Source organism: Zhouia spongiae (assembly GCF_022760175.1).
Classification (GTDB): domain Bacteria; phylum Bacteroidota; class Bacteroidia; order Flavobacteriales; family Flavobacteriaceae; genus Zhouia; species Zhouia spongiae.
In genome coordinates this window covers 227,245-251,255 of sequence record NZ_CP094326.1, presented here as the reverse complement: position 1 = coordinate 251,255, position 24,011 = coordinate 227,245, and the positions used below count along the sequence as shown (strand labels likewise).

The following is a 24,011-nucleotide window of genomic DNA, read 5'->3' as shown; positions in this document are numbered from 1 at the left end:
ATGTCATTCCAGGCTTATATAGACAATATAAAAAGTAAAACAGGAAAATCCCCTGACGATTTCAGGAAATTGGCAGCGGAAAAAGGATTTTTACGAAACGGAGAATTAGTTGTAAAAGCAACGCAGGTCACCAATTGGCTGAAAGATGAGTTTAAACTCGGGCATGGACATGCTATGGCAATCTATGCTACATTCAAGGGAAAAACCAAATAAGCTGACACACCAAAAGACAGGGAGATTACCTGTTTGTCGTGTGGATTCTAAGGAGTATATAAGCCCGGAAGAGCCTAAAACCCTGATCCTGTACCTGTTTATGAATATGGTTTCTGTATGATATTTTACTAACTTGTGCAGTGCTTATAAGCGCTATGATTTATTAAAGCGATCGTACAAAAAAGAACGTAAAACATGTTTAATTTCCCGGCACTCTCTTCTCGAAGAACAATAACAGAAAGAGAGTTCCCGGGATTTTTAAAAAATTATATCCATTGAAGGCAATAACCCTACAAGATTTCGGAGGAACAGAAAATTTTAAACTGGTTAATCTGGACAAACCAATAGTGAACGAGAATGAGGTGCTTATTAAAATAAGAGCAGTAGCATTTAATCCTATTGATTATCAAATGCGGCTTGGGGCTACTGAAAGTAAACTATTGAAGTCTCCGGTTTTGGGAAGAGAATTATCGGGAGAGATCGTCAGGCTGGGGAAAAATGTAAATTCGTTTGCAATCGGAGACAAGGTTTCTGCCTATGTGGGAAGCCTGGCTTCTAACGGAACATATGCTGAGTATATAAGTGTTCCTTCCAAATTGATCGCTAAAAATCCTCCTGGTTTAACTTTTGAGCAGGCCGCAGCCATGCCAATGGTCGGGATGACAGCCCTACAGTGTTTCAATAGAGTGATGGTCCCAAAAGAAAAACCGGTTTTTATAGCGGGAGGGGCAGGCGGTGTTGGAACCGTCCTTATAAAATTATTATTAGCGAATGGAAATGCAAATGTTTATACCACTGCCGGTAACCATGAAAGTATTGAACACCTGAAAAATATCGGATTAAATGAAAGCAGGATTATCAATTATAAGGAGGAGGATATCATCAAAGTACTGAAAGAAAGGGTCGGGTACTTTGAATATGTAATCGATCTGGTCGGAGGAAAAATCTCTGAAATATGTGCCAAACTTGTCGATGTTTTCGGGACTTATATTGATGTAACATTTCTAGCGACCGATAGTGCTAAGGAACTGTTGTTTGACAAGGCGACAACCGTTGTAAACATTGCTAATTATGCACCTACCTTAAAGGCGGGTTCTGAGCCACTTGAATACTATGGAAATGCACTGGGGGAGCTTTTTGATAAAGTGAAGAACCATATCATTAGTCCGACAGCTATCAATGTGGTTGGTAGCCTGGGGGTGGAAACGGTACAGAAGGCTCACCGGTTAATGGAAAATAATCAGACAAAAGGGAAAAAGCTGATAATGTCTGTTGACTGAACCGGTTTTGAAGGGTAGTGTATGTTTGTTTCACAATTTTCAATGATAACTTTTTGATAAAGGTATTATTTTGTCGGGAGTTCTATAAATAGTATTTTTGCCCCCTTTAAAAATAACCCGTTATGACTGAGTTTATTAGGAAAATAATGCCAAATGCAAAAGACGATTCGTTAGCAGGTATAACTGTGTCACTGGCAATGATACCAGAAGTAGTAGCTTTTGCTTTTGTGGCTCAAATTAGTCCTATTGTAGCATTGTTTGGAGCTTTTGTAGTAGGTATTGTTTCAGCAATTTTTGGCGGCAGGCCCGGGTTGATTTCAGGAGCAGCAGGAGCCGTAGCTGTAATTTTTGTAAACATGATACAAGAAGGGCATGCAAAAGGGCTGTTGTTTGATACGCCTGTTGAAAATATGGGGTACTTCTATTTATTGGCCGCCGTGGTTCTGATGGGGGGGATTCAAGTACTGGCAGGGATATTAAAGCTGGGAAAGTTGGTAAGGTTAATTCCACATCCGGTAATGATGGGGTTCGTAAATGGTTTGGCAGTAGTTATTTTTATAGCGCAGTTAGGAATGTTCAAAGAAAATAAGAAGGATATTTTCGGACAGAATATGCGTAAAACCGAATCTAAAGAGTTGGTGTATAAAATAGCAGATAACGAGGTGCAAGATATCGTTTCAGGGGCTGCATTGTTTTCAGTCAAGGGAAATTCAATTATCAACAATAAAACTAATCAGGAGGTTTTTGTAAAGTCTGATACGCAAGTTTTTGATGCCAAAACAAAAAAGGTAGTTTATAATATAGAGAATGGCGGATTTTATTCGGTAAAAGATAGTGGCGTCGTAAAATCTGCCCTGCAAGGAACAAAGTTATACACGATGGTCGGACTTGTATTATTAACGATGCTGATCATATGGTTGCTGCCTAAATTAACAACCAAAGTACCTGCAGCATTAACAGCTATTTTAATAGTAACATTTGTGTCAATTTTCGGAGGCATGGAATCCATTAATGTAGGAGATTTTATCAGAGATGGTGGTGGAGCCGGTTTGAACGGATTTGATGAGATTTCTAAAAAGATGAACCTGGCCGAACTTTGGAGCAATCTGCCTTTCAACCTGGATACTTTAAAATTTATAGCACCTTATGCTTTTTTAGCGGCTTCGGTGGGATTGATCGAAACTTTAATGACAATGAACCTGGTAGATGAATTGACAGAAACCAGGGGGAATGGAAATAAGGAATGTGTGGCACAGGGAGCAGGAAACATGTTGAGTGGATTATTCGGAGGTACCGGTGGTTGCGGAATGATTGGTCAAACTGTAATTAACATTAATGCCGGCGGTAGAGGTCGTTTATCAGGAGTTATGATGGCAGTTACTTTATTGATCTTTATTTTATTTGCTGACAAATATATTGAACAGGTGCCTATAGCTGCTTTGGTAGGAGTAATGTTCATGATGGTGATTGACACATTTGCATGGTCTAGTTTTAGAATTATGAATAAGATTCCGAAATCAGATGCGATTGTATTGATTATAGTATCTGCGGTGACTGTGATTTTCGATTTGGCCATTGCCGTATTTGTTGGGGTTATTATTTCGGCATTGGTTTTTGCATGGGAGAATGCAAAGAAAATCAGAGCCAGAAAACGCTTTAAAGAAGACGGTACAAAAATATACGAAATATGGGGGCCTTTATTCTTCGGGAGTATCCAGGCTTTTAACAGCAAGTTTGATGTGAAAAACGATCCTGATCATGTTGAAATTGATTTTGTTGAATCGAGAGTCAGTGATCATTCGGCTCTGGAGGCTATCTTTACATTGGTAGAAAAATACGAGGCAGCCGGGAAATCGATAAAATTAAAGCATTTAAGTAAAGACTGTAAGGCACTACTTTATAAAGCAAGCCCTAAATTCAGGGAGGTGGTAATAGAGGCCATAGACGACCCGCGTTATCATTTGGCAGCTAATCCGGAAGAATTTCCTAAGTCGCTTTCGGAATATAAACTTTTGTAAAAGAGCTTAAAGTAAAAAAAGTAAAGGCAGTGCTCTTCACCGACTGCCTTTGTTTTTTACTCGATCATCGAGATTTAAATGCTCCCACGCCTGCCCGTATCCATTCAGGCGGACTTGTCCTTGTGAAATAGTCCTGACGGAATTTCATGGGACTTGCGTCGAAATGTTTTTTAGGTTTTACTTATGTGTGTTATTCGTTTTTTAAGTGAACGGTATCAGGAACGAGTCCCGTATAATCACCTCCGTTGCGGATAACATCTCGAACGATCGATGAGCTGATATAAGATTTCCCGGAAGAAGTCAATAAAAATACGGTCTCTTTTGTTATCGGGAGGTACTTAAGGTTTATTGAGCGGGAAATTTTCATTTGAATGTTTCTTTTCTTAAAAAAAACTAGTCTGCTATGTTCCGTGATGCTTTTGTAATTCCTTAGGTTTGTAAGTGCTAAAGATCAATTATAAGTAATCCGTATATTATGCGCCTAGTAAAAACTTCATTGGTTTCGACACTACTGTTGCCGGTATTCCTCTTTATTTCATGCAGTAAAATGCAAGTGTTCAATATGAGTGATTTCGGTCTGAAGCCCGAACCCGGTTTTGATAATTCACTTCCTTTGGCGAATGCCTTGAAAGAAATAGCACAGGCCTCTGCATCCGGAAAGGAAGTGGTAGTAAATTTTGATAAAGGACGTTATGAGTTTTTTCCTGAAGAAGCTGATACGACCCTGTATTTTATTTCGAATCACGACCAGGTAAAGACGAGAAGTACTGGTTTTAATTTTGATGGTTTGAAGAATGTAACCTTCGACGGAGGAAATTCAACATTTATATTTCATGGAAGAATGTTACCAATGGCTATCTCGGAATGTGATAGTATTACCTTAAGAAATTTTTCTATAGATTTTGAAAATCCACACATTGCACAGGCAACTATAGTAAAAAACGACTCCATCAATAAAACCATTACATACGAACTAGCGCCCTGGGTATCTTATGATGTAAAAGATAGTGTGTTAATAACCAAAGGAAGGGGATGGGAGCATACTCCTACATCCGGGATTGCTTTTGAAAAAGATACACGTAGAATTGTTTATCAAACAGGCGATATCCGGCTAGGAGTGAAGGGTGTTGCTGAAGTTGCACCACATATAATCAAGGCTCCCTGGGATGATAAGCGGTTAGTTCCGGGAACTGTGGTGGTTATGCGGACATGGAATCGCCCTGCGCCGGGAATTTTTGTGCAATATAGCCAAAATGTGGCTTTAGAAGGAGTGACGGTACATTACGCAGAGGGAATGGGATTGTTAGCTCAAATGACAGCGCATATCAGTCTCAATAATTTTAATGTGGCTTTAAAAGGGGCTGATGATCCGAGGTATTTTACGACCCAGGCAGATGCTACACATTTTTCCGGATGCAAAGGTGTAATCAGATCTAAAAACGGGTTGTATGAAAATATGATGGATGATGCCATTAATGTACACGGAACTTATTTGAAGGTGACTAAAAGAGTCTCTGAAAAGGTGGTACATGCCCGTTATATGCATTCGCAAGCCTGGGGTTTTGATTGGGGATATCCGGGAGACCAGGTACAGTTTGTAAAAGCAAATACGATGGATTTGTTGAGTAAAAAGGCTACCATCGCAACCATAAAGCCTGTAGACAGCAAGACGAATCTGGGGGCGAAAGAATTTCGAATTGAATTTAAAGAGCCAATCCCTCAGGAAATTACCGAAACAGAAGCGTTTGGTATTGAGAACCTCGAATGGACACCAGAGGTTGTGTTTTCGGATAACATTGTTCGCAATAACAGGGCCCGGGGTGCATTATTTAGTACGCCTTTAAAAACCATAGCTGAAAATAACACTTTCGACCATACATCGGGTACTGCGATATTGTTGTGTGGTGATTGTAATGGTTGGTATGAAACCGGGTCTTGTACCAATGTTATCATCAGGAATAATAAGTTTATCAATGCACTTACCAGTTATTATCAATTCACTAATGCTGTAATTTCCATTTATCCGGAGATTCCAAATTTAAATGAGCAGGAGAATTATTTTCATGGGGATGAGATAATTATTGAAGACAATTATTTTGAAACTTTTGATAGCCCGATTCTTTATGCAAAGTCAGTTAAAGGACTGACTTTTAGGAACAATGTAATAGATATGAACACTGCTTACCATCCATTTCACTGGAATAAGGCAAAGTTCTTATTTGAGAGCGTTGTCGACTTCACTATAGATAATAACGAATTTGAAGGCGGTTATAATGAAGAAGAAGATTTGATCGTAAAGTAAAAAAAGTAAAGGCAGTGCTCTTCACCGACTGCCTTTGTTTTTTACTCGATCATCGAGATTTAAATGCTCCTACGCCTGCCCGTGTCCATTCAGGCGGACTTGTCCTTGTGAAATAGTCCTGACGGAATTTCATGGGACTTGCGTCGAAATGTTTTTTAGGTTTTACTTATGTGTGTTATTCGTTTTTTAAGTGAACGGTATCGGGAACGAGTCCAGTATAATCACCTCCGTTGCGGATAACATCTCGAACGATCGATGAGCTGATATAAGATTTCCCGGAAGAAGTCAATAAGAACACGGTCTCAATTTCAGAGAGTTTACGATTTGTATGAGCGATGGCTTTTTCAAATTCAAAATCTGCCGGATTTCGTAATCCCCTTAAAATAAATTGGGCGTTGATCTTTTTACAGAAATCTACCGTTAACCCTTCGTAGGTCATTACTTTTATTTTAGGCTCATTCTTAAAAGCTTCTGCTATGAATTGTTTTCTTTTTTCAAGAGAAAACATATATTTTTTGTCGGCATTTATTCCTACGGCAATAACGAGTTCATCAAAAAGAGAAACACCTCTCATGATAATATCATAATGCCCTAGGGTAATGGGATCGAAAGATCCTGGGAAAACAGCTCTTCTCATCAGGTAAATTTACAATTTTTGATTTAAAGCTTCTTCAATAGCATTTTCAAAAAGCATCGATAGGCTTATTCCTGCCTGTTGTGCCTGTTGTGGCAGGATGCTGGCTTCTGTTAAACCGGGGGTGGTGTTAACCTCCAGTAAATGAGGCTCACCATCAACAAAAATATACTCACTTCTGCTAAAACCTTTCATTTTAAGTATCCGGTATACTTTTTCAGCAACCTCACTCACTTTTTGTGTCCATTCATCCGGAATTCCGGCGGGTGTAATCTCCTGGGATTTCCCCAGATATTTGGCTTCATAATCAAAAAACTCGTTTTCAGAAACGATTTCAGTAATGGGGAGTACTTTAACATTTCCTTTATAGGTAATAACCCCCACAGAAACTTCGGTACCATCTAAAAAGGATTCGATAATGATTTCATCGTCTTCGTTGTAGGCTGTTTCAATTGCCGGAATCAATTCTTCCCGGGTTGTTACTTTGGATACTCCAAAACTGCTTCCCGCCTTATTGGCTTTGACAAAGCATGGAAGCCCCACTTTTGTTATGATCTCATTTTCCCGGACTTCATCTCCCTGATTTAAATAATAAGAAGTGGCAGATTTAATCCCGTATGGTTTTAGAACCGATAGCAGGTCGCGTTTGTTGAATGTCAGTGCCGACTGGTAGAATCCGCAACCGGTAATCGGAATTTTCAATAATTCAAAATAGGCCTGCATATACCCATCTTCTCCCGGAGAGCCATGTATGGCATTGAAAACACAGTCAAAATAGATTTTGTGTTCATTTAACGTGATGGAAAAGTCATTTCTGTCGACAGGAGTTTCATTATTATCCGCATCTACATAAACCCACTTTTCTTTAAAGATGTGTATTTTGTAGGGCTTGTATTTCTCTTTATTCAAATAGTTGTGAACTACTTCGCCGCTTTGAAGTGATATGATATACTCGCTTGAGTAACCGCCCATGATGATGGCTATATTCTTTTGCATGTACCAAAACAATTAAAAATACGTTAAACAAAAATATCAATTTATTGTTGTAACTGTTCAATGGGATATAGTTTTCTATATTTCCTATATGAAAGTTAAGATATGTAGACTAAATTTTACAAATTTGCATTCTGTAACAAGAAGTGCCGAATAAAAAAGTTTATCTTCGTGTGCCTTTTAAATTAATAGTATGGGTTTAATAAAGTTTGTTGTCAGTAAAACGTTTTTAAAACAATTACTGTTAGCCTTGATAGTTCTGGTGGTGGTAGTTTTTGGAATAATGCAATGGTTAAAAATATCGACGAATCATGGCGAGTATATTGAGGTTCCTGATCTTTCTAAGAAAACCATCAATGAGGTGCAAATGACATTAGAAAAAGTAAAGCTTAATTATCTTGTTTTAGATTCTACAAATTACAATCCTTCGTTTCCGACCAAGTCTGTAATTGAGCAGAATCCGCCGGCAGGCAATAAGGTAAAAGAAGGCAGAAAGATCTACCTGACTATAAACCCATCCGGATATCGAAAGGTAAGTGTGCCGAAAGTAGTTCAGGAAACCCTTCGTACTGCTACCTCAATTATAAAAGCTGTCGGCCTGGAAGTCGGAGAGGTAACTTATGTCGATAATATAGGTAAGGATATGGTACTTGGAATTAAATTTGAGGGGAAAGAGATTGAGCCGGGAACATTGCTTCCCAAGACATCGAAGATAGACTTGATCTGCGGTAACGGTAATAAATAAATTTAGATGAGCGCTGAAGATCAAAATGAAATAGACAGTCAGGACGATGAGTTATACGAGCATTATAGCTTTGATGCGGGGAAACTTTCAAATCCTTTAAGGGTCGATAAATTTTTAATGAATTTTATTGAGAATGCTACAAGAAATAAAATTCAGCAAGCGGCCAAGAACGGTAACATTCATGTAAATGGCAAACCGGTAAAGCAGAACTACAAAGTGAAAGCCAACGACGTGGTAAAGGTGTTGTTTGAGTATCCGCCTTATGAGCATTTACTGACACCTGAGAATATTCCTCTTGATATCGTATATGAAGACGATACTTTACTGGTTATTAATAAGCCGGCAGGAATGGTGGTACATCCTGGTCATGGTAATTATTCAGGAACCCTGATTAATGCATTGGTATACCATTTTGACAACCTGCCCAATAACAGCGATAACCGTCCGGGGCTAGTACACCGGATCGATAAGGATACTACGGGCTTACTGGTTATTGCTAAAACCGAACATGCCTTGAACCATTTATCGAACCAATTTGCTGAAAAGACAAGTGAACGGGAATATGCAGCCCTCGTTTGGGGGAATATAGAAGAAGAGGAAGGTACTGTAGAAGGGCATATCGGACGTCATCATAAGAACCGTTTACAGATGGACGTTTTTACAGACGGCAGCCATGGTAAAGAAGCGGTTACCCATTATAAAGTTACGGAGCGACTGGGTTATGTTACATTGGTGTCCTGTAAATTGGAAACCGGCCGTACCCACCAGATCCGCGTACATATGAAACATATAGGGCATACCTTGTTTAACGATGCACGTTATGGAGGGGATAAGATATTGAAAGGGACTTCCTTTACCAAATACAAGCAGTTTGTTGAAAATTGTTTTAAGGTACTTCCCCGACAAGCGCTACATGCCAAAACACTCGGTTTTGAACACCCTGAAACGGGAGCGTTTTTAAGGTTTGATTCAGAACTCCCGGCCGATATGGTCGAATGCCTGGACAAATGGCGTAATTATGCCAGACATAAAGATCTTGAATAGAAAATGATTATTATCGTATAGGATAATAGTTCATAAAATACTTCCGGATACCATGTATGAGTGTTAATTTTATCTTCAAGTAAAAATGAAGGTAAAAGAACTCATATTATATACACCGAATATGGAAGAGCAGCGGACTTTTTATCATAAGACGCTGGGATTCCCTCTTCTCGTTAACTCTAATGAAAAAATTTCGTTTCAGACAGGAGAAAGTACCCTCAGTTTTTTGAAAAGGAATACTGCCGTACCCGGGCATTTTGCTTTTAACATACCTCCATATACAGAACAGTATGCCCTGGAGTGGCTTAAGCAGCGTGTTGAGTTATTGCCTTTTGAGAATAATGACATTATTGATTTTTCAGGTTGGAATGCAAGGGCTCTGTATTTTTATGATGCAGATAAGAATATAGTTGAATTTATAGCCAGGAGGAACCTGGAGATTAAAGAAGAAACAGGGTTTTCTATAGAGAGCGTCATTAATATCAGTGAGGTCGGCATAGCAACAACAGACATTGAGAGGGTTTACAATGCTTTAAACCTGACAAAAAAGCTGCCGGTGTATGATGGGAGTTTTGCCAGATTTTGTGCAGCAGGTAATGAAGAAGGATTGTTTATATTAGTCAATAAGAATGAAAAAAAATGGTTTCCGACGGGAGATGAAGTATTATTCACTGACCTGGAAGTAAGGGGCGACTATAATTTTATATATAAAAACGGAAAAATAATAATACAGAAATAATATCGTATGAAACTAGTTATATCACCTGCTAAATCTTTAGATTTTGAGTCTAAATTACCTACTACGCTTAATACAGAAGCTTGTTTTTTAACGGAAGCGGAACGTATCAATAAACTATTGAAAAAGAAATCGGCTAAGAGTTTATCCAGGCTCATGAGTATTTCGGATAACCTGGGACAACTGAATTATGAACGGAATCAGGAGTGGAGTTTACCCTTTTCACCGGAAAATGCACGCCAGGCTGTATACGCTTTTAGCGGAGATGTATATAGAGGGCTTGATGCGTATAATATCCCTGAGGAAAAAATGGGTAAGTTACAGAACACGGTTCGTATTATATCGGGGCTTTACGGCATGCTAAAACCTTTAGATCTTATTCAGCCATACCGATTAGAAATGGGAACTAAATTTCCGGTGGGAAAAAATAAGAACCTGTACGAATTCTGGAAGAAAAAAGTGACTCAGGCACTGAATAATGAATTGGAGGAAGGCGAACTGTTTCTGAATCTTGCGAGTAATGAATACTTTAAAGCAATTGATACAAAAGCCTTAAAAGTGCCTGTACTCACTGCCAGCTTTAAAGACTTCAAAAATGGCGAATATAAAACCATAATGACCTTTGCCAAGCTGGCTCGTGGTTATATGACACGCTATATTGTAGATCATAATGTAAATACCATAGATGAGGTAAAAGGTTTTAATTATGAAGGCTATGGGTTTAGTGAAGAAATGTCAACAGACAAAGAATTGGTTTTCATCAGGTAGCTTATTAAAAAAGTACGAAGCCGGCAGTGTGAGGCAGGAAGGATAAACGGAGGTTCATCATGCAGGACTTTCAGGCTTTAAAACCTGACAGTAGAAAATAACAAAGCAACATTAATATGAAGAAATTGATCATAGTAGGGAGTGCCAGAAATAATGGAAACACTAATGAAGTTGCTGCCAGACTAGCTGGGTACACAAACAGTGATGTGCTCAATTTAAATGATTATACTTTCAGTCATTTTGATTACGAACACCAAAACAGGAATGACGAATTTATTCCCTTGATGCGGGAGATAACAGCAAATTACGATATGTTGATATTTGCGACCCCCGTTTATTGGTATTCTATGAGCGGCATTATGAAGATGTTTTTTGACAGGATGACAGATTTGATAAAAATAGAAAAGGATCTGGGGCGTCAATTAAAGGGGAAACAAATGGCTGTTATAAGTTCTTCGAATGGAGATAATTTAGATGATGATTTTTGGTTGCCTTTTGCAAAGACAGCTGAATATTTAGGAATGGGGTACCTGGGAGGCTTGCATACCATATCTGCTGATGTTGATGAGAAAGCGATAAAGGATTTTGCAGAAAAGATATCGGAATCTAAAACTGTTTGCAAAGCGTAATAAAGAGATTTGTTTATCCATCAGCATCCATACCAGCCATTTATCCCAAAAGGGGCAACAAAGCTAATAATCGGAACATTGCCACCTCCCAGATTTACGATTGGTGAGTTCAAAGAAGGGGATGTTGATTTTTGCTATGGTAGCCGGAATGGTTATTTATGGCCAATACTGGATCGGATTTTTGACTTAAGGTTGAAGTTTGAAACAACTCAGGAGGCCATAGAACAACGTAAAGAATTTCTTTGTAAATACAACATAGGTATTTGTGATATCGTTGAGAAGGCTCATCGAGAACGTATTGATGCCTCTGATCTCGGAATGCAGCAAATCGAACTTCGGAATATGCTTGCTATTCTAACAGATTATACTACTATAGATACCTTGCTCTTTATGGGAGGGAACAGTAAGAATGGTCCGGAGTACTTTTTCAGGAAACACCTTAAAAAAACAGGGCTGTTATTGAAAGAGGTGTCGAGTAAGGTTCCGCGTGTTTATGAGTTTGAACTTATGGGAAGGCTTATTAAGACTGTATCCTTAACATCGCCTTCCGGAGCTGCAAACAGGGCAGTAGGGGCTTTACCGGAATATAAACAAATGAAAAAAGAAAACCCTGAAACCAATACACTTGACTTCAGGGTTATTCAATATTCAAAATTCTTTTAAGAATCCTTGTTTTTCGTAATCAATTCTAATTGGAATTGGAGGGATTCCTGATTTTTTCAGGGTGTTTGAGGTTTAAATATTTTAAATAAAATTAAGCTTTCTGATTTACTTTTTCAGCTTTTACAGGATCTGATTTAATTTTAAACTTGTTTCTTTTGGGGCGTAATTTTCCATAAGATCCGATATTGATCTTGCCCCGTTTGGTTTTTTTATCTCCTTTGCCCATGACTATCTTTTTATGATTCAGCATAATGTAATGAAATAAGCCATAAATGTCAAGTTTATCATATAGACTTTACAAAATCAGGGATCCCTTCAATTCCTTTTTTATTGAGCATTTTTATGAAGGCAGAACCTATGATTGCTCCTTTGGCAAGCTTTGTGGCAGCTTCGAACGTGTCTTTATTGCTGATGCCAAATCCTACAATTTGTGGATTTTTTAAATTTAATTGATGAATCCGCTCAAAGTATTGAGCCTGAACATCTCCGAATGTGTTTTTTGCTCCTGTAACACTGGCAGAACTCACCATGTAGATAAAACCATTTGATACAGAATCAATAAAGCGAATACGCTCATCTGAGGTTTGAGGCGTTATTAAGAAAACATTGGAAAGCCCGTATTTTTCAAACTGTTCTTTGTATTCTTCTTCATAAACATCTACCGGCAGATCCGGAATAATTAGTCCGTCGATACCTATTTCGGCGCATTTGGCACAAAATGCATCTATTCCGTATTGCATCATCGGATTAAAGTAACCCATAATGATTAGTGGTATATGAACTGTTTTACGGATGTCCTTTAACTGTTCAAAAAGTTTTTTGGTTGTCATTCCATTCTTCAGCGCTTCGGTCGAGCTCTCCTGAATGGTAGGACCGTCTGCCAGAGGGTCGCTGAAAGGCAGCCCTATTTCGATCATGTCGACTCCGTTTTCCTGAAGTTTTTCAATAATGGGTACGGTATCTTCGAGCTTAGGATATCCAGCCGTAAAATATATAGAAAGTAATTTTTTTTCTTCTTGTAGTTTTTTATGAATTCTATTCATTTCCAAATCATTAATATTAACAACTATAAACCAAAATAATTAATATACGTGTTTAAATCTTTATCGCCCCTTCCTGAAAGTGCTACAACTATGATATCGTTTGGTTCAAATCTTCTTTGTTCAAAAATGGCCAGTGCATGACTGGTTTCAATGGCAGGGATAATACCTTCCAGCTTGCATAGTTCCAGTCCGGCTTTCATGGCGTCATCGTCTGTAATTGCCATAAAATCGGCTCTGCCGGTTGTATGTAAATGTGAATGCATCGGTCCTACCCCAGGGTAATCCAATCCTGCTGAAATAGAGTATGGTTCTGTGATCTGTCCGTCATCTGTCTGCATTAATAAGGTTTTACATCCGTGTATGATTCCTTTGTGTCCCAAAACTGAAGTTGCGGCACTTTCACCGGAGTTTACACCCTTACCGGCAGCTTCAACAGCAATAATACCTACTTCTTTTTCATCTAAGAAATGGTAGAATGTACCCGCAGCATTACTTCCTCCACCAATGCATGCCACCACATAATCCGGGTTTTCTTTATCCTCCTTTTCTTTGAGTTGTGTTTTGATTTCTGCTGAAATTACACTTTGAAAACGGGTTACCATATCCGGATATGGATGTGGACCTATGGCAGAACCGATAATATAGTGTGTGTCTACCGGATTATTGATCCAGTCGCGAATGGCTTCGTTGGTAGCGTCTTTCAGTGTGCGGCTGCCGGAAAGAGCAGGTCGTACTTCGGCACCTAGCATTTTCATACGGGCTACGTTAGGAGCCTGACGGGCAATATCAATCGCTCCCATATAAACAATGCATTCGATTCCCATAAGCGCACACACTGTGGCAGTTGCCACACCATGTTGACCCGCCCCTGTTTCAGCAATAATCCTTGTTTTACCGAGGCGTTTTGCCATCAATATTTGTCCGATGGTATTATTGACTTTATGTGCGCCTGTATGGTTGAGGTCTTCTCTTTTTAAGTAGATTTTTGTACCGTACTTTTCAGACATTCTCTTTGCGTAATAGAGAGGGGATGGCCTGCCTACATAATCTTTTAAAAGTTGATTGAACTCTTTCTTAAATGAAGGCTCCTCCATTACTTTCAAGTATTGTTGACGTAGTTCTTCAACATTTGGATATAACATTTCCGGAATAAAAGCTCCTCCAAACTCTCCGTAATATCCTTTTTCGTTTACGTGATAACTCATTGCGTTGTGTTTTCAATTTAGCGATGCTTTAGCAGACCGCTTAATTTATTTTTGAATTCTTTTAGTTGTTCTATGTTTTTTTGACCCGGGGCTATTTCAAACCTGCTGTTTACATCAATGGCATAAACAGGCAGGTCTGTGTTAGATATTTCAACTATTTTTTCTACTTCATCTATCCCGATACCGCCACTTAAAAAGAAAGGAGTCTTGGAAGGATAGCCTTTTAATATCGACCAATCAAAAGTATATCCGTTTCCACCAGGTAATTGTCCTTTTGTGTCAAACAAAAAATAGTCAGCAATTTTCTCGTAGGGTTTTAAAACATCGAAATTGAAATCATCTTTTATAGAAAATACCTTGATAAGTGTGAGATCTCCCGACTGTGCCCGAGATGACAATTTGCTTTTCAAAGCACTACAAAACCCAGGTGATTCTTCGCCGTGTAATTGGATCGCAGCTAGTTTATATTCTTCAACTTTCTTTACGATAAATTCTTCAGATACATTTACAAAGACTCCTGTTTTTATAATATCGTCCGGAAGTGTTGGTATTTTGTCATTTAAAAACCTGGGCGACTTCTCGTGAAAAATGAATCCAAGATAGTTTGGTTGCAAGTCTGCAACAGCTATCATGTTTTCCGGATATTTCATTCCACATATTTTCAGTTTCATTTTTCTAATTCTTTAATAAAATCGATGGCACTTTGTCCCGGATTTTCAGTTTTCATAAAATTTTCTCCAATTAAAAATCCTTTATATCCGTAGGATTGTAAATCTTTAATAGGGTTCACGGCGCTGATACCGCTTTCTGAGACTTTTATAAATTCATCAGGAATCAACGTTGATAGTTCTTTACTGGTTTCGATACTTACCTCAAAGGTTTTCAGGTTTCTGTTATTAACCCCCAGCATGTCCAGACCAGGCATAATAGACTTATGTAGTTCCTCTTCATCATGTACTTCCAAAAGTACATCCAGGCCTAAACTTTTTGCACATTTTGATAATGATTCAATCTCTTTCCTGTCTAAAATGGCGGCAATAAGCAGTATTACATCCGCCCCATAGGCTTTGGCTTCTATGAGTTGATACTCATCAATAATAAACTCTTTCCGTAGTAAAGGGATGTTCACTGAAGCTCTGGCCAACAGTAAATCGTCCAATGACCCGCCAAAATACTTGCCGTCGGTTAGTACAGACATCCCGCATACTCCTGCTGCTTCGTAGCCTCTGGCTACCTCAGAAACACTTACTTTTTGGTTAATAACCGATTTCGACGGGGAGCGTCTTTTATGTTCGGCAATGATGCCGGTATTACTGTTTCGCAGTTTTTCTGCCAGGGAAATTGTTTCTCTTTCAAACAACACAGAAGCTTCCAGTTGATTAATTGGAATCAGGCTCTTTTTTAAGGTTACTTCCTTCCTTTTATCATTTACTATTTGATCTAGAATATTCATCAGTTGTTTTTAAATTAATTTTTACTAAGTTCCTGAAGCTTTTTTAATGCGAGTAATCCTTTTCCTGAGAGCAAACTTTCTTTGGCCATGTTAAAACCTTCAACAGGAGTTATATCGTTTACCGTAGCAATAGCCATTCCTGCATTGGCACATACAACATTATTTTGTGCTTCTGTTCCATTTCCGTTCAGGATGTTTACAAAAATCTTAGCCGACTCTTCAATGCTTCCGCCTCCGTATATATCAGATGGGGCAACGGTAGTAACCTTGAAATCTTCGGGCAGCAACATTTGTTCTGATTTATTCCCTATTGCTTTCGTGGCGCCTGTAAGCGAAATTTCATCATAGCCGTCGAGTGCATGGATGATGTTGTAATTCTTGTCGGTATTCTGGTATAGATAGCTATACATCCGGGCCAATTCTAAATTAAAAACTCCCAGTAGCTGATTTTTAGGAAAAGAAGGATTTACCATTGGGCCAAGCATGTTGAAGAAGGTTTTAACGGCAAGTTCTCTTCGGATAGGGGCCACATTTTTCATGGCCGGGTGGAAGAGCGGTGCATGTAGTATGGTAATGCCGGCCCGGTCGGCCGATCTTTTAATAAAATCTCCGTCGTTTGAGAATTTAATACCGAGGTATTCCATTACGTTACTCGATCCACATTTAGACGATACCCCGTAGTTACCATGTTTGGCTACTTTGATCCCTGCCCCGGCAGTAACAAAAGACGATAGCGTTGAGATGTTAAACGTATCTTTGCCATCGCCACCGGTGCCAACGATGTCGATCGTATTAAAATCGCTCAGGTCTACCGGGACACATAGTTCGAGTAAAGCATCACGAAATCCTTCCAGTTCTTCTATGGTAATACTTCGCATCATATAAACGGTGAGGAAAGCCGCTATCTGGCTGTTGTTGTATTCGCCTTTAGAAATATTCACAAGCACATTTTTAGCTTCTTCTTTCGAGATGGTTTCGTGGTTTATGAGTCTGTTTAATATTTGTTTCATTTTATTCCAGTATTGAGATGTGAGTAATAAGTATTGAGTACGTTGCAATAGAATCAGGTAGTATTCTAAGTGCTCAGTACCAAAGGCTAATTATTCAACCAGTTTTCCAATATTTTTTTTCCATAAGGTGTTAAAACCGATTCGGGATGGTATTGTACTCCCGAGACATCATATACGATATGACGGAGGGACATGAGTTGTCCGTTCTCATCATAAGAGGTTGCCTTTAAGACTTCGGGTAGGTTGGTGTCTACTACCCAGCTGTGGTAGCGACCAACCTCAAACTTTTCAGGGAGGTCTTTAAACAAAACATCTTCTTCGGTGACTGTTACTTTTGTTGCTACGCCATGATATACCTTATCGAGGTTAATTAATTTTCCTCCGAAAACTTCACCGATAGCCTGCATACCCAGGCACACCCCGAATATACTTTTGGTAGGAGCATACTTTTCGATGATAGGCTTTAACAGCCCGGCTTCATCCGGTATCCCCGGTCCAGGCGACAATACTATTTTATCAAATGGCTCAACTTCATCCAGTGTAAGTTGATCGTTACGTATTACGGCCACCTCACAATTGAGGTCTTCGAGGTAATGAACCAGATTGTAGGTAAAGCTGTCGTAGTTGTCTATAACTAATATTTTTTTCATTTCTATGAATGTTCAGTAGTTTGTTAAATGCTTTCGGCCATATCGAGCGCTTTGTTAAGGGCTCCCAGTTTATTGTATACTTCTTGTAATTCACTTTCAGGATTGGAAGCAGAGACTAGTCCGGCTCCTGCCTGATAGTGCAGTTCATGATTTTTACTCAAGAATGTTCTGATCATGATAGCATGATTGAAGTTTCCGTGAAAGTCCATAAAACCGATAGCTCCTCCATAAAAGTTCCTGTTCACGGTTTCGTATTTGTCTATTAATTGTAGTGCCATATGCTTGGGAGCGCCACTTAAGGTACCTGCAGGGAATGTATCGGCTACCACCTGCATGGTCGGTGTTTCAGCTTTTTTCCGGGCGGTTACTTTCGACACCAGGTGAATTACGTGTGAAAAGAACTGAACTTCCCGGTAGGTGTCTACACTGACATGATTTCCGTGGCGGCTCAGGTCGTTTCTGGCGAGGTCTACCAGCATTACATGTTCGCTGTTTTCTTTTTCGTCTTTTGCCAGTTTTTTTGCCAGTTCGGAATCTTTTTCGTCATTACCGGTACGTTTGAAGGTGCCGGCTATAGGGTGGATCTCTGCTTTGTTTTCTTTAACGATCAGTTGCGCTTCGGGAGAACTTCCGAATATTTTAAAGTTCCCGTAATCAAAATAGAATAAGTAAGGAGAAGGATTGATACTCCTTAGGGCCCTGTATACGTTAAATTCGTCTCCTTTAAACTTTTGTGAGAAACGCTTGCTCAATACCAATTGAAATACATCGCCGCGCGCACAGTGCTTTTTCGCCAGGGCTACATGTTCTTTATATTCATTGTCGGTAAGGTTCGAAACAGGTTCCCCTTCTTTATGGAAGTTATAAGTAGCGAAATTTTTAGAACTTAACAGCTGCTCTATTTGAGAAATATTATTTTCTGAATCGTAACAATGAGCAAAGATATAGGCCTCATTTTTAAAATGATTGATAGCTACGATATTCTGATAGACGGCATAGTATATGTCGGGGATATCAAGGTGCCCCTCTTTTTTTGTTACCTCTACCTGTTCGAAGTATCTCACCGCATCATGGGCAATATATCCAAACAGGCCGTTATTGATAAATTTAAACCCATTTTTGTCTGCTTTGAACTGTTGTGCAAATTCTTCTATGGCCAGGGGAACGTTTACCTTGCTTTCTGTTGGAATTCTTTTTAAAGTACCGTCAGGGTATTGTCTGGTAATCGTATCAGCTTCAACTTTAATAGATGCTATGGGGTTAAAGCAGATGTATGAAAAGCTATTGTCGTTTGCATGATAATCGCTACTTTCCAGTAAGATGCTATTAGGGTAGCGATCCCTGATTTTTAGATAGACACTTACCGGAGTAATGGTGTCGGCTAATATTTGTTTGTAATGCGTTTTTAATTGGTATGTTGTCATTTCTTATGATGAATTTCAAAAGTTTTTAAAATGAAAAAAGGCTTGTCGTGTCCGACAAGCCTTTTCGTATTTTGATTTAAATAATACTATAGCGGTGCCCCTCACGACTTCTGACGTAAGCTGATCCACCACCAAGTATTGTTTATTATATTTTTCATTCTTGTTTTTGAATATGATGCCAAATATAGAAATGAAATTTTAATTTTCAAACGTGTTTTAAAAAAAATAACAAATCAAATGTGAATGTGTTAGAAAAGAGAAAGCTCCACTATGTTGAATTGGTGGAGCTTTCAAACCAATCACCTTTAATTGATTAGAATTGCAGATCAACAACCAGATCGAACTCGTCGTATATGGTTTTGTCTCCTAAATTGTCAAAGAAACTTCCTGAGCCATATTTGACATTGTATTTGCTCCTGTCTATTTTTAGCGAGGCCGTAGCCTTGCTTCCATAAACAGAAATATTAAAGGTTAGGGGGTTTGTAATTCCTTTAATAGTCAGTTCACCGGTTACTTCGTAAGCGTTTTTTCCGGTAGCCTTCACTTTTTTGAATACCAGGGTAGCGGCAGGATGTTTTTCAACACCAAAGAAATCATCAGACTTTAAGTGTCCGTCTAATTTTGTTTTCCACTCACCTTCGAGGTCTGTAGACCCGATAGTTGTCATATTCACTACAAACTCTCCACCGGTTAATTTATCTCCTTTAAATTCCAGATATCCCGATTTGAGTGCTACGGTACCTTCATGCGATCCGGTTACTTTGTATCCTTTCCAGGTAACTGTACTCTTTTCGGTCTTTACTTCCTTTTTTTCTGTTTCAACGTTATTGGCCGAAGCTGTCCCCACGACTAAAGCTAAAGCGACTACAAATAAGTTTCTCATTGTTTTTGTTTTAATTGTTATATGGTTGTGAATAATTCTGTTTTTGGTTTTCTGACTTTGATATGGTTCTGAGTATCGTCCTCTTCACTTCGGTAGCCGATAGGGGCAATTAATGAAGTGTTAAGCCCTTTTTCATTAAGTCCCAGTATTTCATTGAACTTAGCAGCATCGAAGCCTTCCATCGGACAGGTGTCTATTTTAAGTTCGGCGGCAGCAGCCAACAGATTGCCTAAAGCTATGTATGTTTGTTTTGAGGTCCATACAGCTAATGCGTCTTCTGACAGGTTATTGATCGTGCCGTTAATCATTTCGCTAAAGCCGTTAAGACTTTCCGAAGGGATGTTGCGGGTGCTACTTATGTTGTTCATGTAGGCTTCTGTGTCTTTTGGACCTAAGTTTATGTTATTGGCAAAAATGACAAGGTGAGAGGCATCTGTCACCTGTGACTGGTTCCACGCTACCGGTTTTAATTTTTCCCTGATTTCGCGGTTTTCGATAATAAGTACCTGATAAGGTTGCAGGCCATAGGAAGATGCCGATAATTGAATGGCCTCCTTCAGCGTTTCGAGGTCCTGCTCACTTATCTTTTTTGAAGGATCGAACTTTTTAGTTGCGTATCTCCATTTCAGGTTTTCAATAATAGTGCTCATTTTATTTGTGTTTACTATAGTTGTATATACAAGTATTTGTTCAAAAAAATTATTTCCTTAGTTTGTCAAGCAGAACATTAAGCCGGATCAGTTCTTCCCTGCTTAGTTCATTTATGACTTGTTGTTCGGCATTACATACGGCTTCATCCATTTCGACCAAAACATCCAGTCCTTTTTGAGTGATAAAAATCTCGACTTTTCGTCTGTTTTGTTCGCAAGTATTGCGTTTTACGAAACCCTTGTCGATCAGTTTATCGACCAAACGGGTCGTATTACTCATTTTATGGATCATACGTTCCTGGATGGTGCAAAGATTTGCCGGTTTGTTCTTTTGTCCCCTGAGTATACGTAACACATTAAATTGAGGGGTAGAAACATCAAATGGTTTTAGTGCATCGGTAATCTTCTCACTAATGATATTGGCAGTATATACCAAATTTATGACCGCTTTTTTATGATCGGTCATTGCTTTCGTTTTTATGATGTCTTCTATTTTCAATTGTGTTTACAATATTTGTTGGTACAAATGTAATTTAAATATTTGTAGATACAAGAGTCCGGGTGATAAATTTTTGTTAAAGGGACTGGGGGTTGGTGTCCTATATCTTTATTTTGTATATGAATTTTAATAATCGCAGGGATTTGTAATTGACCTATCTTCCGATATTTAAGGCTCTCAAAAGGCCTTGCGGGATGCCGGTCGGTGCGGATTGATTTACAGGTTCCGATTACACATACAAAAACTGAGGATTGATGAAAAATGCTGTAGCTTTTATATTTTTTGTAATTTTAATAGGTTACAATGGGTTTGGACAATATCAAAATAAGGATGTTGCCATTGCAGATTTAGACGCAGATGGAAGCAGTCTTGCCGTAAAATCGTATAATTTTGATGAATTAGAGCCTTATTTACATATTAAAGACGATAAAATTTACGTTATAAATTTCTGGGCTACCTGGTGCAAACCTTGTGTGGAGGAATTACCCGGGTTTGAAAAGGTTTTAAAAGAGTATACAGATAAAGGTGTAGAAGTTGTTTTGGTTAGTCTGGATTTTCCACAAATGTTGAAGACTCATCTTATACCTTTTGTAAAGGAACACGATTTGAAATCTAAAGTTGTACTGCTGGATGATCCGAAGCAAAATAAATGGATTCCGAAAGTGAGTGAGGAGTGGAGCGGTGCAATACCAGCGACAGTGATTTACACCAAAGATCAACGGTTGTTTTTTGAAAACAGTATGACTTATGACGAGCTCAAACAAAATATAGACCAACTTATTACAGAGTAAACAGATACAATTATGAAAACTTCATTAAAAACCTTGGTACTTATTTTTGTAGCTTTGATTTCCAGTGCTTTTGTTGATCCGGACAAAGGCTATGATATTGGAGATTATGCTACCGATTTTGAACTGAAGAATATAGATGGTAAAAAAGTGTCTTTGAAAGATTACAAAGATGCAAAAGGCTTTATGGTGATTTTTACTTGTAACAGCTGCCCTTATGCTGTGGCTTATGAAGACCGGATTATAGATCTGGATAAAAAGTATAAGGCATTGGGGGTGCCGGTTATAGCTATTAATCCTAACAATCCCGATCTTCAGCCTGAAGACAGTTTCGAACAGATGAAGCAGAGAGCCAGGGAAAAGGGTTTTTCTTTTCCATACTTGTTGGACGAGGATCAGGATATTTTTCCACAGTACGGAGCCACCAGGACCCCGCATGTGTTTTTATTGGAGCATACGGCAAAAGGCTATCAGGTAAAATATATAGGTGCTATTGATGACAATTATCAGGATGCATCGTTAGTGGAAACAAAGTATGTTGAAGAGGCGGTAGATGCTATGCTGGCAGGTGAAAAAATCAAGATCACCACAACCAAAGCGATCGGCTGCTCTATTAAGGTATAGTTGTAAAAATATAATTTGAGAAAGATCCGAGGTGTTATATCTCGGTTTTTTTATAGAGAAATAATACATTTGAAAAAAAATAAAAATGGCAGATTTAACACAACACGAGTGGACAGAACAATTGGAAAATGACGACAATGCAGTAATCTTAGATGTGAGAACTGATGAAGAAGTTGAAGAAGGTTATATTCCTAATGCTGTTCATATTGATATTTATTTGGGACAGGGCTTTTTGGACGAGGTTGAAAAACTTGATAAGTCTAAAAATTATTATGTCTATTGTCGTTCCGGAAACAGAAGTGGTCAGGCTTGTGCTTTAATGGGGCAACTTGGTTTTGAAAACATTTATAACCTGCTCGGAGGATTTAATGACTGGGAAGGTGACGTTATGGAATAAGACAAAAAAATAAAAAAATATCTTACAAAAAATCCCGTTTTTTAAGCGGGATTTTTTATTTTCAATGCATGAATGAACAGTTGATGCATTTTTTATGGAAATTCAGAAAGTTCGGCTTTAATGAACTGTATAGTACTAATGGTGAGTTGATCAGGGTGGTATCGACAGGAATTCATAATGGTAATGCCGGACCGGATTTTTTTAATGCGAGGATTGAAATAGGAGGGCAGTTGTGGGCCGGTAATGTGGAGATACATATAAAAGCATCAGACTGGTATCTGCACGGACATGAGAAAGATAAAAATTACCAGAATGTTATTCTGCATGTGGTATGGGAAGATGATGTGGAAGTGTTCTCTGCTAATAATCGGCTGATCCCTGCCTTTGAGATCAGAAAATATGTTTCTTGTAGTGCATTGACAAATTATAAGAAGCTGATGTCGGCTAAAAAACAATTTATCAATTGTGAAGACAGTATATCGGATATAAATCCTTTGTTGAGGCATCGTTGGTCAGAGCGTTTGTATTTTGAACGCTTACAGCATAAAACCAAGAAAATAGAAAAGGAGTTGCAGTTAAATAATAATGACTGGGATGACATTGTATTCAGTTCTTTAATCCGCAATTTCGGGTTTAAAATAAATGCAGATTCATTTGCAAGTATAGCCGGAGCTATACCATACGGGGTAATAAGGAAGGTGAAGGCGAGCCGGCAATCGTTTGAGGCTTTATTGTTCGGTATGGCAGGATTGTTAGATGCCGGTCTTCCGGATGCTTATTTTATAGCGTTGCGGGATCAATACGCTTTTCTGAAAAATAAGTTCAATCTGAGCAATGAATCAGTTGTAGCCCCTTCTTTCTTCAGACTGCGGCCGAACAATTTCCCGACCATCAGGTTATCACAATTTTGCAGCCTATACAGTAATGAAGAGCATTTGTTCTCAAAAGTTATTGAATTAAACTCGATGGAGGCGTGTTATAAACTTTTTCATGCTGTGGCATCCTCGTATTGGGATTCTCATTATACATTCGGTAAAAAGTCTGCCCTGAAAAGGAAAAAGAAAACAACCAGATCTTTTATCGACCTTATAGTCATTAATACAGTAATTCCCGTTAAGTTTAAATATGCCCAGTATACAGGAGCGTCTTTTGATGAAGAAATTATTAGCATGATCGGGGCATTGAAACCTGAGGATAATTCCATTATTACAGGGTTTAGACAATCAGGAATTGATGTCTCCTCTGCATTTGGCAGTCAATCATTATTGCATTTGTATAATAACTATTGTTCAAAAAATAAATGTCTTCAATGTGAAATTGGAAACAAGTTAATTAATGAATAGTTATTATATTTACAACG

At 38.6% G+C, this 24,011-nt stretch carries 27 protein-coding genes and 1 pseudogene; 14 read left to right on the top strand and 14 right to left on the bottom strand.

Going from position 1 to position 24,011, the window contains the following annotated elements:
- The 3 genes from MQE36_RS01185 to MQE36_RS01175 all read left to right on the top strand — a co-directional run bounded on the left by MQE36_RS01185 (nt 1) and on the right by MQE36_RS01175 (nt 3,511).
- A complete protein-coding gene (locus MQE36_RS01185; RefSeq protein ID WP_242937379.1) occupies nt 1-213 on the top strand; it encodes a DUF4287 domain-containing protein in 213 nt (70 codons plus the stop codon).
- Nucleotides 214-488: 275 nt separating this feature from the next.
- Complete coding sequence (locus tag MQE36_RS01180) at nt 489-1,493, top strand: quinone oxidoreductase family protein (protein WP_242937378.1); 1,005 nt, start codon at nt 489-491, stop codon at nt 1,491-1,493.
- 122 nt (nt 1,494-1,615) lie between these two features.
- Nucleotides 1,616-3,511 carry a SulP family inorganic anion transporter gene (locus tag MQE36_RS01175; protein ID WP_242937377.1) on the top strand — a complete coding sequence of 632 codons (1,896 nt, stop codon included), beginning with the start codon at nt 1,616-1,618 and terminating at the stop codon, nt 3,509-3,511.
- Nucleotides 3,512-3,701: 190 nt separating this feature from the next.
- On the opposite strand, the pseudogene MQE36_RS01170 reads toward MQE36_RS01175, so the two are convergent.
- Nucleotides 3,702-3,830: pseudogene (locus tag MQE36_RS01170) on the bottom strand (pantetheine-phosphate adenylyltransferase); the annotation flags it as partial.
- 156 nt (nt 3,831-3,986) lie between these two features.
- Between MQE36_RS01170 and MQE36_RS01165 the strand changes: the two are divergent.
- Entirely contained in the window at nt 3,987-5,813 is a 1,827-nt protein-coding gene (locus tag MQE36_RS01165; RefSeq protein WP_242937376.1) for a right-handed parallel beta-helix repeat-containing protein, read from the top strand.
- Nucleotides 5,814-5,988: 175 nt separating this feature from the next.
- Here the strand turns inward: MQE36_RS01165 and coaD are convergent, their stop codons facing one another.
- On the bottom strand, nt 5,989-6,450 hold the full coding sequence (gene coaD / locus MQE36_RS01160; protein WP_242937375.1) for a pantetheine-phosphate adenylyltransferase: 462 nt from the start codon (nt 6,448-6,450) through the stop codon (nt 5,989-5,991).
- A gap of 9 nt (nt 6,451-6,459) precedes the next feature.
- Nucleotides 6,460-7,443: a D-alanine--D-alanine ligase gene (locus tag MQE36_RS01155; protein ID WP_242937374.1), complete on the bottom strand. Its 984-nt coding sequence runs from the start codon at nt 7,441-7,443 to the stop codon at nt 6,460-6,462.
- Between the two features lie 190 nt (nt 7,444-7,633).
- Here MQE36_RS01155 and MQE36_RS01150 point away from each other — a divergent pair, with 190 nt between their 5' ends.
- From MQE36_RS01150 to MQE36_RS01125, 6 genes are all read left to right on the top strand, one after another.
- A complete protein-coding gene (locus MQE36_RS01150; protein ID WP_242937373.1) occupies nt 7,634-8,185 on the top strand; it encodes a PASTA domain-containing protein in 552 nt (183 codons plus the stop codon).
- A gap of 6 nt (nt 8,186-8,191) precedes the next feature.
- Nucleotides 8,192-9,229, top strand: a complete 1,038-nt coding sequence (locus MQE36_RS01145; RefSeq protein WP_242937372.1) for an RluA family pseudouridine synthase — start codon at nt 8,192-8,194, stop codon at nt 9,227-9,229.
- A gap of 85 nt (nt 9,230-9,314) precedes the next feature.
- Complete coding sequence (locus MQE36_RS01140) at nt 9,315-9,968, top strand: VOC family protein (protein WP_242937371.1); 654 nt, start codon at nt 9,315-9,317, stop codon at nt 9,966-9,968.
- A gap of 6 nt (nt 9,969-9,974) precedes the next feature.
- On the top strand, nt 9,975-10,733 hold the full coding sequence (gene yaaA, locus MQE36_RS01135; protein WP_242937370.1) for a peroxide stress protein YaaA: 759 nt from the start codon (nt 9,975-9,977) through the stop codon (nt 10,731-10,733).
- A 116-nt stretch (nt 10,734-10,849) separates the two neighbouring features.
- Entirely contained in the window at nt 10,850-11,362 is a 513-nt protein-coding gene (locus MQE36_RS01130) for a flavodoxin family protein (RefSeq protein ID WP_242937369.1), read from the top strand.
- A gap of 9 nt (nt 11,363-11,371) precedes the next feature.
- Nucleotides 11,372-12,025: a uracil-DNA glycosylase family protein gene (locus MQE36_RS01125; protein ID WP_242937368.1), complete on the top strand. Its 654-nt coding sequence runs from the start codon at nt 11,372-11,374 to the stop codon at nt 12,023-12,025.
- A 91-nt stretch (nt 12,026-12,116) separates the two neighbouring features.
- Here the strand turns inward: MQE36_RS01125 and MQE36_RS01120 are convergent, their stop codons facing one another.
- From MQE36_RS01120 to MQE36_RS01070, 11 genes are all read right to left on the bottom strand, one after another.
- Entirely contained in the window at nt 12,117-12,251 is a 135-nt protein-coding gene (locus MQE36_RS01120) for a 30S ribosomal protein THX (RefSeq protein ID WP_242938794.1), read from the bottom strand.
- 58 nt (nt 12,252-12,309) lie between these two features.
- Nucleotides 12,310-13,068: a tryptophan synthase subunit alpha gene (gene trpA / locus MQE36_RS01115; RefSeq protein ID WP_242937367.1), complete on the bottom strand. Its 759-nt coding sequence runs from the start codon at nt 13,066-13,068 to the stop codon at nt 12,310-12,312.
- A gap of 23 nt (nt 13,069-13,091) precedes the next feature.
- Nucleotides 13,092-14,273 carry a tryptophan synthase subunit beta gene (gene trpB, locus MQE36_RS01110; RefSeq protein WP_242937366.1) on the bottom strand — a complete coding sequence of 394 codons (1,182 nt, stop codon included), beginning with the start codon at nt 14,271-14,273 and terminating at the stop codon, nt 13,092-13,094.
- 17 nt (nt 14,274-14,290) lie between these two features.
- On the bottom strand, nt 14,291-14,944 hold the full coding sequence (locus MQE36_RS01105) for a phosphoribosylanthranilate isomerase (protein WP_242937365.1): 654 nt from the start codon (nt 14,942-14,944) through the stop codon (nt 14,291-14,293).
- Entirely contained in the window at nt 14,941-15,726 is a 786-nt protein-coding gene (gene trpC / locus MQE36_RS01100) for an indole-3-glycerol phosphate synthase TrpC (RefSeq protein WP_242937364.1), read from the bottom strand. Before trpC ends, MQE36_RS01105 begins: the two co-directional genes overlap by 4 nt.
- Nucleotides 15,727-15,740: 14 nt before the next feature.
- Nucleotides 15,741-16,736: an anthranilate phosphoribosyltransferase gene (trpD, locus tag MQE36_RS01095; protein ID WP_242937363.1), complete on the bottom strand. Its 996-nt coding sequence runs from the start codon at nt 16,734-16,736 to the stop codon at nt 15,741-15,743.
- A gap of 86 nt (nt 16,737-16,822) precedes the next feature.
- Nucleotides 16,823-17,386 (bottom strand): anthranilate synthase component II, encoded by a 564-nt coding sequence (locus tag MQE36_RS01090; protein ID WP_242937362.1) that lies wholly within the window; start codon nt 17,384-17,386, stop codon nt 16,823-16,825.
- Between the two features lie 23 nt (nt 17,387-17,409).
- Complete coding sequence (locus MQE36_RS01085) at nt 17,410-18,810, bottom strand: anthranilate synthase component I family protein (RefSeq protein ID WP_242937361.1); 1,401 nt, start codon at nt 18,808-18,810, stop codon at nt 17,410-17,412.
- 313 nt (nt 18,811-19,123) lie between these two features.
- The gene (locus MQE36_RS01080; protein WP_242937360.1) at nt 19,124-19,693 is read right to left on the bottom strand and encodes a YceI family protein; all 570 of its coding nucleotides are present in this window, start codon (nt 19,691-19,693) and stop codon (nt 19,124-19,126) included.
- Between the two features lie 17 nt (nt 19,694-19,710).
- A complete protein-coding gene (locus tag MQE36_RS01075) occupies nt 19,711-20,343 on the bottom strand; it encodes an NAD(P)H-dependent oxidoreductase (RefSeq protein ID WP_242937359.1) in 633 nt (210 codons plus the stop codon).
- 49 nt (nt 20,344-20,392) lie between these two features.
- A complete protein-coding gene (locus MQE36_RS01070) occupies nt 20,393-20,809 on the bottom strand; it encodes a MarR family winged helix-turn-helix transcriptional regulator (protein WP_242937358.1) in 417 nt (138 codons plus the stop codon).
- Between the two features lie 287 nt (nt 20,810-21,096).
- Between MQE36_RS01070 and MQE36_RS01065 the strand changes: the two genes are divergently transcribed.
- From MQE36_RS01065 to MQE36_RS01050, 4 genes are all read left to right on the top strand, one after another.
- Entirely contained in the window at nt 21,097-21,633 is a 537-nt protein-coding gene (locus tag MQE36_RS01065; RefSeq protein WP_242937357.1) for a TlpA disulfide reductase family protein, read from the top strand.
- Nucleotides 21,634-21,645: 12 nt separating this feature from the next.
- Nucleotides 21,646-22,254: a thioredoxin family protein gene (locus MQE36_RS01060; RefSeq protein WP_242937356.1), complete on the top strand. Its 609-nt coding sequence runs from the start codon at nt 21,646-21,648 to the stop codon at nt 22,252-22,254.
- An 85-nt stretch (nt 22,255-22,339) separates the two neighbouring features.
- Nucleotides 22,340-22,651 carry a rhodanese-like domain-containing protein gene (locus MQE36_RS01055; protein WP_242937355.1) on the top strand — a complete coding sequence of 104 codons (312 nt, stop codon included), beginning with the start codon at nt 22,340-22,342 and terminating at the stop codon, nt 22,649-22,651.
- A 68-nt stretch (nt 22,652-22,719) separates the two neighbouring features.
- Nucleotides 22,720-23,994 carry a DUF2851 family protein gene (locus MQE36_RS01050; RefSeq protein ID WP_242937354.1) on the top strand — a complete coding sequence of 425 codons (1,275 nt, stop codon included), beginning with the start codon at nt 22,720-22,722 and terminating at the stop codon, nt 23,992-23,994.
- The last annotated feature ends 17 nt before the right edge of the window (nt 23,995-24,011 follow it).

Coding starts and splice junctions, on each gene's coding strand:
- MQE36_RS01070 (WP_242937358.1), bottom strand. CDS start 20,809: ATGACCGATCATAAAAAAGCGGTCATAAATTTGGTATATACTGCCAAT.
- MQE36_RS01120 (WP_242938794.1), bottom strand. CDS start 12,251: ATGGGCAAAGGAGATAAAAAAACCAAACGGGGCAAGATCAATATCGGA.
- MQE36_RS01085 (WP_242937361.1), bottom strand. CDS start 18,810: ATGACAACATACCAATTAAAAACGCATTACAAACAAATATTAGCCGAC.
- trpA (WP_242937367.1), bottom strand. CDS start 13,068: ATGAATAGAATTCATAAAAAACTACAAGAAGAAAAAAAATTACTTTCT.
- trpB (WP_242937366.1), bottom strand. CDS start 14,273: ATGAGTTATCACGTAAACGAAAAAGGATATTACGGAGAGTTTGGAGGA.
- trpC (WP_242937364.1), bottom strand. CDS start 15,726: ATGAATATTCTAGATCAAATAGTAAATGATAAAAGGAAGGAAGTAACC.
- MQE36_RS01105 (WP_242937365.1), bottom strand. CDS start 14,944: ATGAAACTGAAAATATGTGGAATGAAATATCCGGAAAACATGATAGCT.
- MQE36_RS01060 (WP_242937356.1), top strand. CDS start 21,646: ATGAAAACTTCATTAAAAACCTTGGTACTTATTTTTGTAGCTTTGATT.
- MQE36_RS01055 (WP_242937355.1), top strand. CDS start 22,340: ATGGCAGATTTAACACAACACGAGTGGACAGAACAATTGGAAAATGAC.
- MQE36_RS01065 (WP_242937357.1), top strand. CDS start 21,097: ATGAAAAATGCTGTAGCTTTTATATTTTTTGTAATTTTAATAGGTTAC.
- MQE36_RS01165 (WP_242937376.1), top strand. CDS start 3,987: ATGCGCCTAGTAAAAACTTCATTGGTTTCGACACTACTGTTGCCGGTA.
- MQE36_RS01075 (WP_242937359.1), bottom strand. CDS start 20,343: ATGAGCACTATTATTGAAAACCTGAAATGGAGATACGCAACTAAAAAG.
- MQE36_RS01150 (WP_242937373.1), top strand. CDS start 7,634: ATGGGTTTAATAAAGTTTGTTGTCAGTAAAACGTTTTTAAAACAATTA.
- MQE36_RS01175 (WP_242937377.1), top strand. CDS start 1,616: ATGACTGAGTTTATTAGGAAAATAATGCCAAATGCAAAAGACGATTCG.
- trpD (WP_242937363.1), bottom strand. CDS start 16,736: ATGAAACAAATATTAAACAGACTCATAAACCACGAAACCATCTCGAAA.
- MQE36_RS01050 (WP_242937354.1), top strand. CDS start 22,720: ATGAATGAACAGTTGATGCATTTTTTATGGAAATTCAGAAAGTTCGGC.
- yaaA (WP_242937370.1), top strand. CDS start 9,975: ATGAAACTAGTTATATCACCTGCTAAATCTTTAGATTTTGAGTCTAAA.
- MQE36_RS01140 (WP_242937371.1), top strand. CDS start 9,315: ATGAAGGTAAAAGAACTCATATTATATACACCGAATATGGAAGAGCAG.
- MQE36_RS01155 (WP_242937374.1), bottom strand. CDS start 7,443: ATGCAAAAGAATATAGCCATCATCATGGGCGGTTACTCAAGCGAGTAT.
- MQE36_RS01130 (WP_242937369.1), top strand. CDS start 10,850: ATGAAGAAATTGATCATAGTAGGGAGTGCCAGAAATAATGGAAACACT.
- MQE36_RS01145 (WP_242937372.1), top strand. CDS start 8,192: ATGAGCGCTGAAGATCAAAATGAAATAGACAGTCAGGACGATGAGTTA.
- MQE36_RS01090 (WP_242937362.1), bottom strand. CDS start 17,386: ATGAAAAAAATATTAGTTATAGACAACTACGACAGCTTTACCTACAAT.
- MQE36_RS01185 (WP_242937379.1), top strand. CDS start 1: ATGTCATTCCAGGCTTATATAGACAATATAAAAAGTAAAACAGGAAAA.
- MQE36_RS01080 (WP_242937360.1), bottom strand. CDS start 19,693: ATGAGAAACTTATTTGTAGTCGCTTTAGCTTTAGTCGTGGGGACAGCT.
- coaD (WP_242937375.1), bottom strand. CDS start 6,450: ATGAGAAGAGCTGTTTTCCCAGGATCTTTCGATCCCATTACCCTAGGG.